The organism is Lactobacillus sp. ESL0703, from assembly GCF_029433435.1.
Taxonomy (GTDB): domain Bacteria; phylum Bacillota; class Bacilli; order Lactobacillales; family Lactobacillaceae; genus Lactobacillus.
In genome coordinates, this window is record NZ_JAQTIB010000002.1 from 474,182 (window position 1) to 489,946 (window position 15,765).

21 protein-coding genes and 1 other RNA gene are annotated in these 15,765 nt (G+C 41.2%); 21 read left to right on the top strand and 1 reads right to left on the bottom strand.

The window, feature by feature from the left end:
• The first annotated feature begins 6 nt into the window (after window positions 1-6).
• Genes PT278_RS04840 through PT278_RS04850 form a run of 3 tightly spaced genes read left to right on the top strand, consistent with a single transcriptional unit; the run spans window position 7 to window position 2,588 of the window.
• Entirely contained in the window at window positions 7-1,005 is a 999-nt protein-coding gene (locus tag PT278_RS04840; protein WP_277130659.1) for a serine hydrolase, read from the top strand.
• A gap of 9 nt (window positions 1,006-1,014) precedes the next feature.
• On the top strand, window positions 1,015-1,572 hold the full coding sequence (locus PT278_RS04845) for a L,D-transpeptidase (RefSeq protein ID WP_277130660.1): 558 nt from the start codon (window positions 1,015-1,017) through the stop codon (window positions 1,570-1,572).
• Window positions 1,573-1,604: 32 nt separating this feature from the next.
• A complete protein-coding gene (locus PT278_RS04850; protein WP_277130661.1) occupies window positions 1,605-2,588 on the top strand; it encodes an SLAP domain-containing protein in 984 nt (327 codons plus the stop codon).
• A gap of 39 nt (window positions 2,589-2,627) precedes the next feature.
• On the opposite strand, the gene PT278_RS04855 is transcribed toward PT278_RS04850, so the two are convergent.
• A complete protein-coding gene (locus PT278_RS04855; protein WP_277130662.1) occupies window positions 2,628-3,161 on the bottom strand; it encodes a hypothetical protein in 534 nt (177 codons plus the stop codon).
• Window positions 3,162-3,352: 191 nt separating this feature from the next.
• Between PT278_RS04855 and PT278_RS04860 the strand changes: the two genes are divergently transcribed.
• The 18 genes from PT278_RS04860 (at window position 3,353) to tsaD (ending at window position 15,727) form a co-directional block, all read left to right on the top strand.
• Entirely contained in the window at window positions 3,353-4,495 is a 1,143-nt protein-coding gene (locus PT278_RS04860) for a serine hydrolase domain-containing protein (RefSeq protein ID WP_277130663.1), read from the top strand.
• Window positions 4,496-4,567: 72 nt separating this feature from the next.
• Window positions 4,568-5,188 (top strand): class I SAM-dependent methyltransferase, encoded by a 621-nt coding sequence (locus tag PT278_RS04865; protein WP_277130664.1) that lies wholly within the window; start codon window positions 4,568-4,570, stop codon window positions 5,186-5,188.
• A 2-nt stretch (window positions 5,189-5,190) separates the two neighbouring features.
• On the top strand, window positions 5,191-5,685 hold the full coding sequence (tadA, locus tag PT278_RS04870; protein WP_277130705.1) for a tRNA adenosine(34) deaminase TadA: 495 nt from the start codon (window positions 5,191-5,193) through the stop codon (window positions 5,683-5,685).
• A 25-nt stretch (window positions 5,686-5,710) separates the two neighbouring features.
• Window positions 5,711-5,810, top strand: an RNA gene (gene ffs / locus PT278_RS04875) — signal recognition particle sRNA small type.
• A 52-nt stretch (window positions 5,811-5,862) separates the two neighbouring features.
• Window positions 5,863-7,680: a DNA polymerase III subunit gamma/tau gene (gene dnaX, locus PT278_RS04880; protein WP_277130665.1), complete on the top strand. Its 1,818-nt coding sequence runs from the start codon at window positions 5,863-5,865 to the stop codon at window positions 7,678-7,680.
• Window positions 7,681-7,695: 15 nt separating this feature from the next.
• Entirely contained in the window at window positions 7,696-8,034 is a 339-nt protein-coding gene (locus PT278_RS04885) for a YbaB/EbfC family nucleoid-associated protein (protein ID WP_277130666.1), read from the top strand.
• Window positions 8,035-8,634, top strand: coding sequence for a recombination mediator RecR (gene recR / locus PT278_RS04890; protein ID WP_277130667.1), 600 nt, complete (start codon window positions 8,035-8,037; stop codon window positions 8,632-8,634). It abuts the gene before it with no gap.
• Complete coding sequence (locus PT278_RS04895; protein WP_277130668.1) at window positions 8,634-8,864, top strand: YaaL family protein; 231 nt, start codon at window positions 8,634-8,636, stop codon at window positions 8,862-8,864. Before recR ends, PT278_RS04895 begins: the two co-directional genes overlap by 1 nt.
• 103 nt (window positions 8,865-8,967) lie before the next feature.
• Window positions 8,968-9,615, top strand: a complete 648-nt coding sequence (tmk, locus tag PT278_RS04900; RefSeq protein ID WP_277130669.1) for a dTMP kinase — start codon at window positions 8,968-8,970, stop codon at window positions 9,613-9,615.
• 4 nt (window positions 9,616-9,619) lie between these two features.
• On the top strand, window positions 9,620-9,943 hold the full coding sequence (locus tag PT278_RS04905; RefSeq protein ID WP_277130670.1) for a cyclic-di-AMP receptor: 324 nt from the start codon (window positions 9,620-9,622) through the stop codon (window positions 9,941-9,943).
• On the top strand, window positions 9,943-10,803 hold the full coding sequence (locus tag PT278_RS04910) for a DNA polymerase III subunit delta (protein WP_277130671.1): 861 nt from the start codon (window positions 9,943-9,945) through the stop codon (window positions 10,801-10,803). The genes PT278_RS04905 and PT278_RS04910 overlap by 1 nt, the downstream gene beginning before the upstream one ends.
• 11 nt (window positions 10,804-10,814) lie before the next feature.
• Window positions 10,815-11,162: a DNA replication initiation control protein YabA gene (gene yabA / locus PT278_RS04915; protein ID WP_277130672.1), complete on the top strand. Its 348-nt coding sequence runs from the start codon at window positions 10,815-10,817 to the stop codon at window positions 11,160-11,162.
• A gap of 12 nt (window positions 11,163-11,174) precedes the next feature.
• A complete protein-coding gene (gene rsmI, locus PT278_RS04920) occupies window positions 11,175-12,038 on the top strand; it encodes a 16S rRNA (cytidine(1402)-2'-O)-methyltransferase (protein ID WP_277130673.1) in 864 nt (287 codons plus the stop codon).
• Window positions 12,038-12,775 (top strand): acyl-ACP thioesterase domain-containing protein, encoded by a 738-nt coding sequence (locus PT278_RS04925; protein ID WP_277130674.1) that lies wholly within the window; start codon window positions 12,038-12,040, stop codon window positions 12,773-12,775. Before rsmI ends, PT278_RS04925 begins: the two co-directional genes overlap by 1 nt.
• A 58-nt stretch (window positions 12,776-12,833) precedes the next feature.
• Window positions 12,834-13,352, top strand: coding sequence for a folate family ECF transporter S component (locus tag PT278_RS04930; protein WP_277130675.1), 519 nt, complete (start codon window positions 12,834-12,836; stop codon window positions 13,350-13,352).
• A gap of 29 nt (window positions 13,353-13,381) precedes the next feature.
• Window positions 13,382-14,122 carry a tRNA (adenosine(37)-N6)-threonylcarbamoyltransferase complex dimerization subunit type 1 TsaB gene (gene tsaB, locus PT278_RS04935; RefSeq protein WP_277130676.1) on the top strand — a complete coding sequence of 247 codons (741 nt, stop codon included), beginning with the start codon at window positions 13,382-13,384 and terminating at the stop codon, window positions 14,120-14,122.
• Complete coding sequence (gene rimI, locus PT278_RS04940; protein WP_348636158.1) at window positions 14,088-14,681, top strand: ribosomal protein S18-alanine N-acetyltransferase; 594 nt, start codon at window positions 14,088-14,090, stop codon at window positions 14,679-14,681. Before tsaB ends, rimI begins: the two co-directional genes overlap by 35 nt.
• Window positions 14,678-15,727: a tRNA (adenosine(37)-N6)-threonylcarbamoyltransferase complex transferase subunit TsaD gene (gene tsaD / locus PT278_RS04945; protein ID WP_277130677.1), complete on the top strand. Its 1,050-nt coding sequence runs from the start codon at window positions 14,678-14,680 to the stop codon at window positions 15,725-15,727. The genes rimI and tsaD overlap by 4 nt, the downstream gene beginning before the upstream one ends.
• The last annotated feature ends 38 nt before the right edge of the window (window positions 15,728-15,765 follow it).

The window sequence follows — 15,765 nt, forward strand, 5'->3', positions numbered from 1 at the left end:
TTAAATTTGAAAACTAGGCGTTGCTTTGTGGGGATTACCGCAATCTTTTGCTTATTAATTAGTGCGGTTATTCCTGTTAAAGCTACTAGTACAGGAATAACTGATGAAAGTGCGATACCGCTGCACCAAAGGAAAAAGCAGGTGTACAGTCATCATCAATCAAAAACTGTTGGTCAGATTGATGGCCAAATAATTGCTAAGAAGCCGAAGACTAAGGCAAGGGCATACATTGTACTTAATCGCAAAACCGGTGCGATTTTATTGCAAAAGAATGCTAATAAAAAATATTTAACCGCATCAACCGGAAAATTGATGACGATTTATCTAGCTAGACGTAAGTTGGCTAATCACCCTCATGATTGGCAAAAAAGGCTTAAATTTTCTAAGACGTTGATTAAAATGGGGACCAATCCAAACTTTGATGGTTTTCATGCGAAAAAAGGCCACACGTATACTGTTAAGCAGATATTTGAATCGGCGATTATTGATTCTGATGATAATTCGGCAATCCGCTTAGGCCAATGGGTTGCTGGCTCAAACCGCAAATTTATTAAAATGATGAACAAACAAGCTAAATTGTGGCATATTAAGGCCCAATTTGCGTCAGCTTCAGGACTAGAAAATGATGATTTGGCGCGCTATGGCTACTATGTTAAGGGCGGTCGGACTTCGGGGAATTTATTATCGGCCAAGAGTTTAGCAATTATTGCTTATCATGTGGTTCATGACTATCCGAGTTCGATGAAGTATTTTGCGACTGAATCTATGAAGGTTGCGGGGCAGAGAATGGTTAACCAAAATCGGATGCTGCCGGGTAAAAAATACTACCACAAATCATTTAAGGTTGATGGTATGAAGACAGGTTGGACGCCGCGAGCAGGTTATTGTTTTGTTGGCAGTAGCCGCAAGGGTGCTGGCTTGATTACAGTTACACTGCATGACAATAACGAGTTTTCTGATACAGCTAAGTTGATGCGTTTTACTTATCAGAATTTAAATGATTAGGGAAGAAGAATGATGATTAAAAAAGTTCGATTATTAGTTATTGGTTTTGTAGTTTGCGGAATTGCCTTATCAAGCAGTTCGTTACCAGTCAATGCCAGTGATGAAGTACCACAGGCAAGTATGCGCGAACCAATTAGTTATACCAAGTCATCTGAGATTAAACCATACCCCAAGCATCTAAGTGCTAAAAAAGACCGCATTATTGTTTCGATTAACAAGCAGCGGGCATATTTAAAGCGGGGGAAAAAGACGCGTTATGAATTTTACGTTTCAACTGGTGCGCATGGCCAAACACCGCGGGGACATTACCGAATAAATACTTATCGCGCACCGTGGTTTTATTCAGCCAGTGAACGGATGGGTGCCAGATATGCGGTGGGCTTTTTGCAAGGCGGATTGTACTTGTTCCATGAAAACCCGCGCACTCTGCAGCACAAAACGATTAAGTCAGTTGCTAAAAACTTGGGTAAAAAGCCAACCTCTCATGGCTGTGTCCATTTGAGCACTAGCGATGCACGGTGGTTTTATTATCATGCACCAACGGGGATACGCGTGATTATTAAGTAAAGATTAGTGGATTTAGGAAAAGATGGTAAAAAATGAAAATTAATTATCGTAAAATAATGATGACAACTGTTGCTCTAGGCTGCGCATGGGGCGGTTTGGCACTGAGCAATGATGTTGCAAGTGCTGAGACAATCACGGCACAAACAACATTACATGTTCCGGCTTTAACCAAAACAGCTCTTCTCAAGCAAAAGGCCCGTATTTACAATAAAAAGGGCCACCGTGTTGGTAAAATAATCCTGAAAAAGGGTAAAAAAATCACAATTTACGGCACTAAAAAAATCCGTGGCAAGAAGTATTATGCAATTGGTCATGGTAGATATGTCTTGACGAGCAAGGTAAAGTTGTTAAAAGCTGAACCGACAGAATCCCCTGTCAATTCAGGTAGTTCAGCAGCTGAAAATTCACCTGCAACTAATTCCAAGCCCAATAATTCAACTAATATAGCAACGCCTAAACCCGTTGTGGATAAGCCAACTAATGCCAATACTGCAAAGCCTGAGCCAACTAAACCGGTAGAGAAGCCGAAACAGTCAACGATTAAAGATTTTTCAATTAATGAGTTTCGCCAAGAATTTTTGAAAGACCTTAATGAAGAACGTGCAAAGCGGAATTTGACGCTAGTAACCGAAGATACCCACTATGATGAAGTTGTTGAAAAACGAGCTGCCTTATTGCCAAGTAATTTTGACCATGTAGACGCAGCTGGTAACTTTATTTTGGAAGATTATTTTAATAAGGCTGGTATTTCATATCATAGTATCGCTGAATGTATTGCAATGGATCCGTGGGGCTGGATTACTAATCATGCCAATAAGGAATTGGAGCCTGCACCAAATGGCGGCACATCAGCTGATGTTGCTGATAATGCCATCTTTGAATACATCTATGATGATGCAGCTTCTAATTGGGGTCACCGCGATATTTTGCTTAACCCAAGTGACAAGGCAATTGGTGTTGGGGCTGCAACCACGACCGATGGTTATGTTTATTCATCTGTTGGGGTCACATATTAAGTCAAAAATAAAAGCACTTCATTATGAAGTGCTTTTTATTTATTCTTGATAATTAAAATATTGGTAATGCTTGTTCTCAAGGGCTTTAGCGAGTTCTGGTGTGCGGTATGCATGATGGTCGACCCAAATTTTGGCGCCGCTGGCATTAGTTAGAATTTCGTTACCATCAAGTGTAGTCATATTATAGTAAAGACCATTACCCATCCCTTGATTCCAGCCGCGGATGTTAAGCCAAGTTAGGCCATTAACAGTAGTACTGCCATTGGCATATGCCCAATGGCCTGTCTTTTGTAAGTAGGTCTTGTTGCTTAGATATTGATCGTGCTTAACATAAGTGTGTAATGTATTGTAGCCGACCTTTTTCTTGCCAACATAGAATTTAGCAGTCTTTTTGGTGAAAACTTCCTTATCGAGCTTTCCCGTGTAGGTATCATAGTAATACCATGTGCCGCGCATACTTTTAGGATAAGATTTGATTTTGACGCTAGCTGCAGCGGGTTGTGGGGCAACTATTGCGATTGTCCCAATCGTAATTAAGGCAGTCGCAATTAGTAAAGTGTGCTTAAATTTCATTTGTAATCTCCTGTACTTATTTTACCTTATTATAAGCTCATATTTTGTTACCGAAAAGAGACAAAATGGTAAAATCCTCGTTTATTAGCTTTGTTAAACTTGAATAACAAGGGTAAAAATATTACTGTTATATGAGTATGCCTTTGGCAGTAAAGTTTTAAAAAGATCAGATTGGAATATTAATATTAACTGTGAAGAAGAAAAGTATTTTTAAAATTGGAATAGTTGAATTGGCGTTACTGTTTGGTGTCAGCACTCTTGGGGTGCCGAACATCTGTCAGCCGGAACAAGTAGCAGCTGCGACTTCAGGGAAGAAGTCGCTGCGTAAATTTGTCCGTCATACAATGGCGCAAAATCATGTGCGCGGTTCAGTTGTGGTAATTAAAAATGGGGTGCCGCAAAAGATTAGTTATGGTTACGCCTCGAGCAATCGCAAAATCGGGAATGGCAACCGTAAAGTTGTTTATCCAACTGGCTCACTGCAAAAGATAGTTACGGGCGCAATGATTGTGCAGATTATGGCTGAGGAAAGAGAAACTAATCAGGAGTTTAACCAAAATACGAAAATTGACCGGTGGTTCCCTGACCTAAAGAATGCTAAGAAAATCTCGGTTGGCAATTTGTTAACTCATACATCGGGGATTAAACCAACGAATACTGAGGTTTGGCGCAAGCATAAGTATTCTGAAAGTGCCGCAATTAAGATGACAGTTGCCAATGCTAACAAATTTTCATTCGCCAAAGGTGGTGAATATAATTACAATAACGCAAATTATATTTTACTAGCTGGGATTATCCGCCAAGAAACGGGGCAATCTTACCAGGCTAATTTACATAAGCGAATTGTTAAGCCTTTGAGCTTGAAGAGTACATTTACGGCTGCGGCTTTACCTAAGTCTAAGTTGATAGCAAGCTCATATTACTCAAATGGTGGTGCTAATTACTGTAATACCGTGAATTTGACACAGGCATTTGCCTCACAATTATTAGGTGCTGGCAATCTATTGACAACGCCAATGGAATATTATCAAATCCAGTGCGGCTTGACTGATGGGACAATTTTGACGCAGAAGCAGTTTCAATATTTAACCAATTTGGAAAGTAAAGTTACGGCTTATTCCGGCGGTCTTCATATTAAAAAGTCCGGCAAGGTAAAGATTGCTTATGGTAATTTGCACGGCACTCACTTTGGTATGTGGGCACAATTAACTGCTGATAATCAAAATGGGATTATCATGTTTTTGAACCAAACTAATGATCGTGCAGCTAAAGAGAAGAAAGTCGGCTACCGTATTTTACAGCATATTAAGCCGGGGACCTTTTTGCCAGAGTAATCTTTTAGCTACTGGTAGGGATTTTAAGAGTAAAATTGTTAGTGAAAGATTAATTTTAGAAATGAGCGAGTAATGGCTAACGAAAAAAATCAAATGTATTTTGCGGCAAATCCAACCGCCAAGCATGATGAACATGTGGTTGATTATCACGTCAACGGCGTGGATTTGAAGTTCAACACTGATGCCGGTGTTTTTTCAAAAATGCGGGTTGACTATGGTTCTGGTGTGTTAATTAAGGCAATGGCTGATGTGAGTTTTCCAGCAGCTAATATTTTAGATGTTGGTGCTGGTTACGGCCCGCTAGGTTTATTTGCGGCGAAATTCTGGCCCGAGCAGTCTGCTGATCTGGTTGATGTCAATGAGCGCGGTTTAGAATTAGCCCGTAAAAATGCCCAATTAAACCAAATCACTAATGTTGCGATTTACCAATCTGATATTTATCAGAATATTCCTGCAGAAAAGAAGTTTGGTCTAATTGTAACTAATCCACCAATTCGTGCTGGTAAAAAGGTGGTTTCTGGTATTTTAGCTGGCGCAAAGGATCACTTGGTAATCGATGGCGTCTTGCTGGTTGTTATTCAGAAGAAGCAGGGTGAACCAAGTGCGCGTAAGTTGCTGACAGAAACTTTTGGTAATTGCAGCGTCTTAACGCGGGACAAAGGTTACTATATTTTACAGGCAGTGAACAATTAATGATGTTTTCTAGTGAAGATAAGAAAAAATACATGCAGCTAGCCTTTGACCAAGCTAAAAAAGCCCAAGACTTAGGTGAGGTGCCAATTGGTGCGGTTGTAGTTGATCCCGATGGGCAAGTAATTGGCACAGGCTACAATCGGCGTGAACTTGACCAAGATGGTACGCAGCATGCCGAGATGATGGCGATTAGACAAGCCTGCCAGGAGCTTGGCAGCTGGCGGCTGATTGATTGCAGTTTGTTTGTGACTTTGGAGCCATGTTCAATGTGCGCTGGTGCGATTATTAATTCGCGCATTAAGAATGTCTTTTATGGCGCACTTGACCCCAAGGCTGGTGCAGCAGGCAGTGTTGTTGACCTGTTTGCTGTCACGAAGTTTAATCATCATCCGAATGTTGTGCGCGGCTTGTATCGTGAAGAGGCAAGTAAGATGCTGAAGGACTTTTTTCAAGAAATTCGTCGTCAGCAAAAATTAGCGAAAAATTCAGCAAAGTAGTGGAAAAGTCACGTTAAATACGGTATCATATTTATTGGGCAATGTTTGACCTCTGAAGCGTGTCAGGACCGGAAGGTAGCAGCACTAAGGTTGCTCAGGCATGTGCCTTTTATTAGATATCAATAAACTCTTAACTCTGCAAAAGAGTTAAGAGTTTTTTACTAGAGAAAGATGAACATGGCTTATCAAGCGTTATACCGCAAATGGCGGCCCCGCACTTTTGACAGTGTTGTTGGTCAAGAAGATATTACGAATACTCTAAAAAATGCGATTAAGCGCGGTACGGTTTCGCACGCTTTTCTGTTTTCTGGTCCCAGAGGAACTGGAAAAACTTCATGTGCCAAGATTTTTGCCAAGGCCTTAAATTGTACTAATTTGCAAGATGGCGAACCCTGCAACGAATGCGCTAATTGTTTGGCTGCCGACAAGGGTGCAATGTCCGATATTATGGAAATTGACGCCGCCTCTAATAACGGTGTCGATGAGATTCGCGAGATTCGCGATAAGGTCAAATACGCGCCGACACAGGGTAAGTACAAGGTTTATATTATTGACGAAGTTCACATGTTGTCGATTGGGGCCTTCAATGCTCTGCTCAAGACATTGGAAGAACCGCCGGAGCATGTTGTCTTTATTTTAGCAACGACGGAATTGCAGAAGGTCCCGGCTACTATTATTTCCCGGACGCAGCGCTACAATTTTAAGCGAATTGCGCAAACTGATCTTGAAGAGCGGATGAAGTATATTCTGGACCAAGAGCAGATTAAGTATGAGGATAAGGCGCTAGCCGTTATCGCACAGGTTGCTGACGGTGGGATGCGGGATGCCTTGAGCATTTTGGATCAACTGCTTAGTTATGAAAAAGATGCGGTTAATTATGACGATGCCCTGCAGATTACCGGTTTTGCTGCTAAAGAAAAAATTGAAGAAATTTTGCTGGCATTGTTAGAAAAAGATACAGCCAAAGCCCTGACTTTAGCTCAAGTAGAGTTAAAAAATGGTGCTACTTCAAAAAATATTCTGGATGAATTGATTGATATGGCGACTAATGCTTTGATGGTAGTTAAGGCAGAGGGGCAAAATGAGAGTAATTTCTTGAGTGCCGATTTTATACAAAAGATTGGGTCTGTTCCAACGCAGCGCTATTTTCAGTTAATTACGGCAGCCAATACGGCATTGAATGATTTGCGTTATACCAATCAGCAGCAAATTCCGCTAGAGGTGTTTTTGGTTGCAAGTACTAGCGGTGAGCAAGAGGCTGAGGCTAGTGCGCCGGCTGCTAGTGTACCTGCACTGGCTGATGATAAAAGCGTTGATTTGCAGGCTGAGATTACGGCTTTAAAAAAGCAAGTAGTGGATTTAACTGAAAAATTTTCGAACTTATCTAAGCAGCCAGGCAAGACTAATCGCGATCAGGTTTACCATATTGATTCTGCTGCCAAAAGCAAATCGCAGGCAAGCCATACCGTAACTGAAAAGCCAAAGAAAAAACGAGTACGTAACACTGACCATGCTAATGAGCAGAATCGTAAGCAAGTCTATCATGTGTTAGAGAATGCGACTAAAAAAGACTTGCTGGCGCTTAAAGATATTTGGCCGGATTTGCAGTCAGTTCTGTCAGTTTCACAGCGAGCTTTGCTTGATGTTCTGCAGCCAGTAGCAGCTAGTTCCGACCAAGTAGTAATGAAGTGTAAGTATACTTTGTGGTTTGAAAATGCTAGTGCAGATGACAACTTTTTGACTAAGTTAACTAGTGAAATTGCCAAGTTTACGCAGCATGACTATGAGATTGTCTTAGTGCCAGATGAAGACTGGCTCAAGGTGCGCAAAGACTTTTTGCAAACGCATGGCAAAGACTTGCTGGCGAAGAAAAAAGATCATGCTGGTCAAGAACCGGCAAGTGAACCAGTTGTTTCTGACAAGCAAACTGCAAGTGATGAAGTCGTTCAAAAAGCCAAAGACTTGTTTGGTGATGTGGTTAATATCAAAGATTAAATAAAGGAGAGCAAAATGAGTAAGAGACCTAATTTTGGTGCAATGGGCGGCATGGGTGGAATGAACATGCAGCAAATGATGAAGCAAGCTAAAAAGATGCAGGAACAAATGATGCAGGAGCAGCAAACAATTACAGCTCAAGAATTTGTGGGCAAGTCTGCTGACGACTTAGTTGTTGCTACTTTTAGCGGTGACCGTAAGTTAAAAGAGATTACGATTAACAAGGAAGCAATTGATCCTGATGATCCAGATATGCTGCAGGATTTAATCATTGATGCTGTTAACAAAGGCTTATCAGAAATTGACCAAGCCACCCAAGCGAGTTTAGGTAAGTACACGAAGGGTATGATTTAATTGCAATATCCAACACCGATAGCGCATTTGATTGATTCATATATGAAATTACCGGGCATTGGTGAAAAAACAGCCACTCGGCTGGCTTTTTATACATTAGACATGCCAGACGATGATGTTAATAACTTTGGTACAGCCCTTAAAGATGTCAAAGAAAAATTGCGGCGCTGCTCAGTGTGCGGCAATATTACTGAGAAAGATCCGTGTTCAATTTGTGCTAATCCCGAGCGCGACCAGACAACGATTATGGTTGTCGAGCAGCCTAAAGATGTGATGGCCTTTGAAGAAATGGGCGAATATACCGGCTTATACCATGTTCTGCATGGTGTATTGTCGCCAATGGACGGGATTGGTCCCGAAGAAGTCAACATTAAGTCATTAATTGTCCGCCTGCAGAAGCAGGATAGTGTTAAAGAAGTGATTTTAGCGTTAAACTCTACTCCAGAAGGTGAGTCCACGGCAATGTATATCAGCAAGCTGATTAAGCCGGCAGGGATCAAAGTAACGCGGCTAGCAGCGGGATTGGCAGTCGGCAGCGATATTGAGTATGCCAATTCAATTACGCTGAAGCGCGCAGTTCAAGGGAGAACATCAATCTAATGGCACGAACTAAGGTTAAAGAAATGGGCGACGACAAACTAGTTGCCGTGATTGAAAAGCTGCAGGATGAAATTGCCGTGCAAAAAAGTTTGGATCCGACGACGTTAGATATGTCAGATGACAATATTATTGCTAACAAAATTTTGCAGGCTAAATATTCCTTTTTGTATAATGAAGCTCGCCGGCGGCATACAAGATTTAGTGGTTACACAAATGCTATTTCTGAATAAAAAGTCTACCAAGGTAGGCTTTTTTATTTTTGCTAAAATTAAAAGTATGTTGGGGTGTTAATATAGAAAGAACTTCTGTAAAATAGAGGCATGGGAGAGTTTTATGAAAAGTTTTTTTATTAGTTTTGAAGGGCCAGATGGCTCCGGAAAAAGTACGGTTTTGGAACAAGTTGTAGCCCAAATTGCCCCTAAGCTTAGGGTACAATATCTTGTGACTCGTGAGCCAGGCGGTTCAAAAATCGCGGAACAAATTCGGCAATTTATTTTGGATCCGGCTAATATCGCTATGAGCGCTAAGACTGAGGCATTACTTTATGCGGCTTCAAGAAGTCAACACATGGCAGAAACAATTATTCCGGCCTTAGAAAAGGGCCAGGTTGTCTTTTCCGATCGGTTTGTTGACAGTTCATTAGCTTATCAAGGTGTTGGTCGGGACTTAGGAATTGAAGCTGTTAAGGCGATCAATGATTTTGCCACTAGCGGGATTGAACCTGACGTAACTATTTTCTTGGATGTGCAGCCTGAGGTAGGCCTAGCGCGGATTGCTAAGGACCATGGCGGTCAAGAAGACCGGCTTGAACAAGAAAAATTATCTTTTCACCAAAAAGTTTATCAGGGTTACCAGTGGGTTAACCAGCAATATTCTGACCGCATTGAGATTGTCAATGCTAATCGACCTCTTAGTCAGGTAGTAGCAGATTGTGTTAAAATTGTTGTAAACCGTTTACCAAAAGAATTGCTAAAGGACTGATTTGATGAAGTTAATAATCGCAATTGTACAAAAAGAAGATGCCAGTCGGCTGCAGCGGACATTGGTTAAAGAAAATATTCGTGCGACTAAGTTAGCTACAACTGGTGGCTTTTTAAGTCAAGGCAATACCACATTTCTTATTGGGATTGATGATGAACATGTAAAGGAAGTTTTACACATCATTAAGGAAGAGTCCAAGGCGCGCGAAGAATATATGAACCCTAATATGGTAATGACAGGCTTTGACATGAGCAGTCAGCCAATTAAAATTACGGTTGGCGGCGCGACTTGCTTTGTCTTACCAGTAGAAGCGTTTAAGCAATTTTAATGGCTATTGATCTTACGCAAAAAGGTGCCAAGGAGGCAGCTTTTTTAGAACGGGCTTACCAGCAAAAGCAGTTGGCGCATAGCTATTTATTTGTTGACCGTGATGAAGATGAGGCAGTTAATACTGCATATTGGCTTGCCTGTTTATTTAATTGTACCGGTGAAAAGCGGCCTGATGGCACTTGTCAGAATTGCCGGCAGATTATTTCAGGGAACTATCCTGATGTCTTGCTGGTAACTACTGCAGGTAAGCAGAGTTTAGGGATTGACCAGATTCGCCCATTAAAGGAAGAATTAGGCAAAAGTCCGGTTCAGAGCAGCTGCCGCTTTTTTATTATTAATGAGGCACAAAAGTTAACGCTGCCGGCAGCTAATGCCCTACTTAATTTGCTCGAAGAACCAATTGCTCCTGTTGTAACAATTTTGATTACCAATAATGTAGATCAAATTTTGCCGACAGTGCGTTCACGAACACAAATTATTAATTTTGCGGCTGACGATCAAGCAGATGGTAAAACTGCATTTTTAATTCAAAACGGCTTCACTAAAGACCAAATTCTTGAACTTGGCGATACCCGCAAATTGGACCAAGAGATTAAATATTTTTATCAAGAAATGTTGGAATACGATCTGCTATCGATTGTCAGCGCCCATCAATTAGCGGATGTTGCTAAAAGTAAAGCTAGCCAAAATTATGTTTGGCTAATGTTAAAGAAAATGGCACAAACAGAATTAAATGATAAAGATCAACAGGCGGGGGCTAAGATGCTCCAAAATTTATTAGAAATTGACAAGATGCGTTACAGCAATGTTAATTTCCGTAACTTATTGGATTATCTGGCTTTGCAGTGGAAACGGTAGGTGGTTTGATGGTGGATTCTTATTCAAAATTGCAACAACTCCACGATTCGATGATGAAAATGACCAAGACAATCGAGAGTTTAGAAAATGATATTTTAGATACACTCAAGGAAAATACCGAATTAAAGGTTGAGAACCAACTTTTACGTGAAAAACTAGACAAAATGACGAATGCCAATGTGCATAACGGAACAATTAAGACCCAGAGTGGACTTGAGTCCTTGCGGCAGATTTATAACTCGGGTTATCATATTTGCAACATGTACTATGGCTCACACCGTGATCCGAGTTCTGATTGCATGTTTTGTTTGGATATTCTTGATAATTTCGGCGAAAAGAAAAAGAAGAAAGTACATTAAAGGACGGATAAAATGCAGCGGCAAAGTAGTTATGCGGATGATAAAGGCAAGCTTTATTTGGTACCAACACCAATTGGGAACCTAGAAGATATTACAATTCGGGCTAAAAAGGTATTAACAGATGCAGACTATATCGCGGCTGAAGATACGCGGACCAGTGGCATTTTGTTAGAGAAGATTGGCGTGCATAACCACATGCTGTCTTTTCACAAATATAATTCTAAGCAGCGTGCGCCGGAATTAGTGCAACTAATGCAAGAGGGAGCAGTAATTGCGGAAATCAGTGACGCGGGGATGCCGGTTATTTCTGATCCAGGTTATATTTTAGTGCAGGAGTGTATTAAAAATAATGTTCCTGTAGTACCGCTGCCTGGTCCGTCGGCATTTACGACTGCCTTAATTGCCTCGGGATTTGATGCACAGCCGTTTACCTATTATGGCTTTTTGCCCCGCAAAGCAGGTGAGCAAAAGCCTTATTTTGAAGAGATGGAGAAGGCCCATGCAACTTCAATTTTTTATGAAGCACCGCATCGGCTAGTTAAGACGTTAAAGAATATGGCAACGGTGTTGGAACCGGATAGACAGATTGTGGCAGCGCGAGAACTAACTAAGATTCATGAAGAGTTTGTCCGGGGAACGGTTGCCGAATTGAATGATTATTTCGCTGAAAACGCACCGCGCGGCGAATTTGTCATGCTGGTATCGCCGAGTACAGCTGAAATTAAACAACTAACATGGCCAGAGTTGATTAAGTTAGTGGATGATCGAGTTGCTCAAGGTGAAAGCAAAAAATCAGCCATTAAAGAAGTAGCCCAGCTGAACAATGTTTCGAAAAATGAACTCTACGATCAATATCATCAAAACAGAGGCAACTAATGAAATATAGTGAACAAAAACGAATTGAATATTATGAATGTGATGAAAACCAGCATTTGAAACTGCCGGCAATGGTTGACTTGATGATGAGTGTGTCCGAGCACCAACTAAGTAGTGGTGAGGCAAGTACTAATGCCTTGACCGAGCGTGGTTTGGGCTGGGTTGTCACGCAATACCATATTGAGGTTCAAGCATTGCCTCAACCTAATGACCACATTACAGTTACTACTGATGCTGTTGGTTATAATCGCTTCTTAGAGTATCGGGACTTTAACTTTATTGATGAACAAGGTAAGATGCTCATTACGGTTAAGAGTGAGTGGGTCTTGTTTGACTTGAAAAAGCGTAAAATGGTCGCAACAGATGAAAAGATGATGACCGACTTAGGTATTCCCTTATTAAAGAAATTGCCACGTTTTCCTCGCTTGCGGCCGCAAAAGGAATATCAAGTTAAGCGGCAGTATCGCGTTCGCTATGATGACCTAGATACTAACCATCATATGACTAACGGTCATTACTTTAGTTGGTTTATTGATACTTTGGACCGCGAATTTTTGCGTGAGCACATTATTCAAAGCATTGATATTAAGTTCAATCAGGAAGTAACGTATGGTCAGGAGCCATTTGCCTGTGTTAATGTACAGGATGATGGGCAAGATATTAAGTCCTATCATGTGATTGAGGATGAAGAAAGCAATCCTAGAGCCGTTTGTGAACTAACTTGGCGCAAAATATAATATAATTAATTGAGCATGACTGGTCGTCATGCTTTTTTAATGAGAGGAAGTGTTGGCGATGATTTCAAAAAGAACGCTAAAACTGGAATTACGTGACTTAATTCTACTTGGAGTCGTAATTGCAATCAAAATAATTTTGCATCGCTTTAGTATTGGCACGGCAGTTGTTCACGTCAGTCTTGATTTTATTGGGAGCGTGATGCTAGGCTTCATTTTTGGTCCCGTATGGGGCGGTGTCGGCGGCGCGATTGGGGACCTTGTTTCCTCAGCTATCTTTGGTAATCAAGGTGGCTATTTCATCGGTTTTACACTTAGTGCGATGGTTGGGCCATTAATTTATGGACTATTTTTTTATCAACGGCCAGTTAAGATTTGGCGGATTATCTTGTCGACCTTACTGGTTACCATAATTGTTAACGTCGGTCTGAATACGTTGTGGGTGCACGTTTTGTATGGGTTGAACTTTAATGCGGCCTTAGTGCAGCGACTACCTAAAGAATTAATTGTTCCTTGGATACAAATGTTTGTTATCTACTTTGTTTTGCAGGCCCTTTCTCGTGTTAAAATGAAAAGGTAGATTTTTTAAAAAGGGAAAAGTAATCTGAAATGAAAATTTTAAGTGTATCAACGGCCACTAATCACTTGAGCGTAGCCTTGAATGACGGCCAATCAGTTATTGTTGAAAAAAGTGAGCAGGATGAGCGCAACCATAGTGAACATCTTGATCCTTTAATTGATGAAATCCTGCGGGCAAATGACCTGCAGTTAAAAGATATTGATCGTTTTGCGGTAGCAATTGGACCGGGATCTTATACGGGATTGCGGATTGGAATTACGACGGTTAAAATGTTTGCTAGTATTTTAAATAAAGAAGTTGTCGGTATTTCAACCTTGCAGGCTTTGGCTGCTAGCTGCAGCGATCAGGATACGCTGATTGTAGCGGGAATTGACGCCCGTAACGATAACTACTTTGCTGGCGGTTATGTTAATGAAGGTGGCCTGCCAGTTAACGTCCTGGCTGATGGTCACTATCATATTTCATCATTGCTGGAAGCTGTTAAGGAATATTTAGCTGATAAGCCGTTAAGCAAGATTATCTTTATTGGGTCTGGCTTTACTAGGCAGGAAGAATTAATTAAGGCATTGGCTGTACCCTTTAGTTACGGTACTGATGACCAAAATGTTATTCATGCTAGCTTAATTGGTCAATTAGCAGAAGCAGCCACGCCAACTGATCCTGACCAGTTATTACCTAATTATTTGCGGCGGACGCAGGCAGAGGTTGACTGGCACAAGAAGACGGGGAAGCCGTTTGAGCCAGATAGTAATTATGTGGAAGAAGTTTAAGCAGCATAATTATTTTTCTCATTTTAAAAAACAGCCACTTAAGATAGAATTTCAGCCATTTGTGTTTAGCGTTGCTGGTCAAACCGTTCAAATTATGCGGGCAAAGCCTGATGATATTTCTAATATGCTGCTGCTGGAAACGCAGGCTTACAATGGACGAATGCCGTGGAATGCCGAGGTTTTTCAGTCAGAATTGGCCAAGTCTAACCTGCTATACTTAGTTGTTTATCAATCTTCAACCTTGGTTGCTTATGCAGGTGTGCGTATCAATCAGCTTGAAGCGCACATAACTAATATCACGGTTGCTCCTAACTGGCAGGGGCAAGGCCTAGGCACACAGCTAATGCAGATAATGATTGAATTAGTACAAGAGTGGGGCTGCGAATGCGTTAGCTTGGAAGTTCGCGTGGATAACCTGATAGCGCAAAAATTGTACCGGCAGCTTGGCTTCAGTCCAACTTTTATTCGACCGAATTATTATCAGGAAACACAAACAGATGGCTTAAATATGGTGCTGGATTTAACACAAACACGAAATAAGAAAGGGATTAAGTTTTGAGCAAACAAAAAGATATTCGGATTTTAGCTTATGAGAGTTCTTGCGATGAAACTTCTACAGCAGTCATTAAAAATGGCCGTGAAATTGAAAGTTTGGTTGTGGCAACGCAAATTAAGAGCCATCAACGTTTTGGTGGGGTAGTTCCAGAGGTTGCTAGTCGACATCATATTGAGGTAATTAGTCAAATTACTAAAGAAGCATTGACGCAAGCGGATGCCACTTGGGATGATATTGATGCAATTGCGGTAACTTACGGTCCTGGACTTGTTGGAGCACTATTAATTGGTGTTAGTGCTGCCAAAGCTGCTTCGATGGCTACGGGGATTCCGTTAATCGGTGTTGACCATATTATGGGTCACATTATGGCGGCTCAATTAACAGATGAAATTGAATATCCTGCTCTTGCCTTGCAAGTTTCCGGGGGACATACTGAAATTGTCTTGATGAAAGATCCCACGCACTTTGAAATTGTTGGTGATACCCGCGATGATGCTGCAGGAGAAGCTTACGACAAGATTGGTCGAGTTCTGGGTGTGAAATATCCGGCTGGTAAAACAATTGATGATTGGGCACATCAGGGTCAAGATACGTTTAACTTTCCACGAGCAATGCTGACTGACGATGATTATGACTTTTCATTTTCTGGTCTAAAAAGTGCCTTTATCAATACTTGTCATCATGCTGACCAAATTCACCAAGAACTTAACAAGTATGATTTGGCTGCTAGTTTTCAGGCAGCGGTTGTGGATGTGTTATCTACTAAGACAATTCGTGCAATTAAAGAGTATCAACCAAAAACCTTTATTATGGGCGGTGGTGTAGCTGCTAATCATGGTTTACGCGATCGTATGAGTCAGGAAATTGCAGCCTTGCCGGCAAAGATACGGCCAAAGGTGATTTTGCCTGACCTCAAATTGTGTGGTGATAATGCAGCAATGATTGGTGCAGCGGCTTATAATTTGTATAACGAAGGTAAGTTTGCTGATATGACGCTCAATGCAGATCCGTCATTGGAATTACCGTATGCGAAGAGTTTGCTGGAATAATTATTAAACTAAAAAAGGCGAGGAAGTAAGTAACTTCT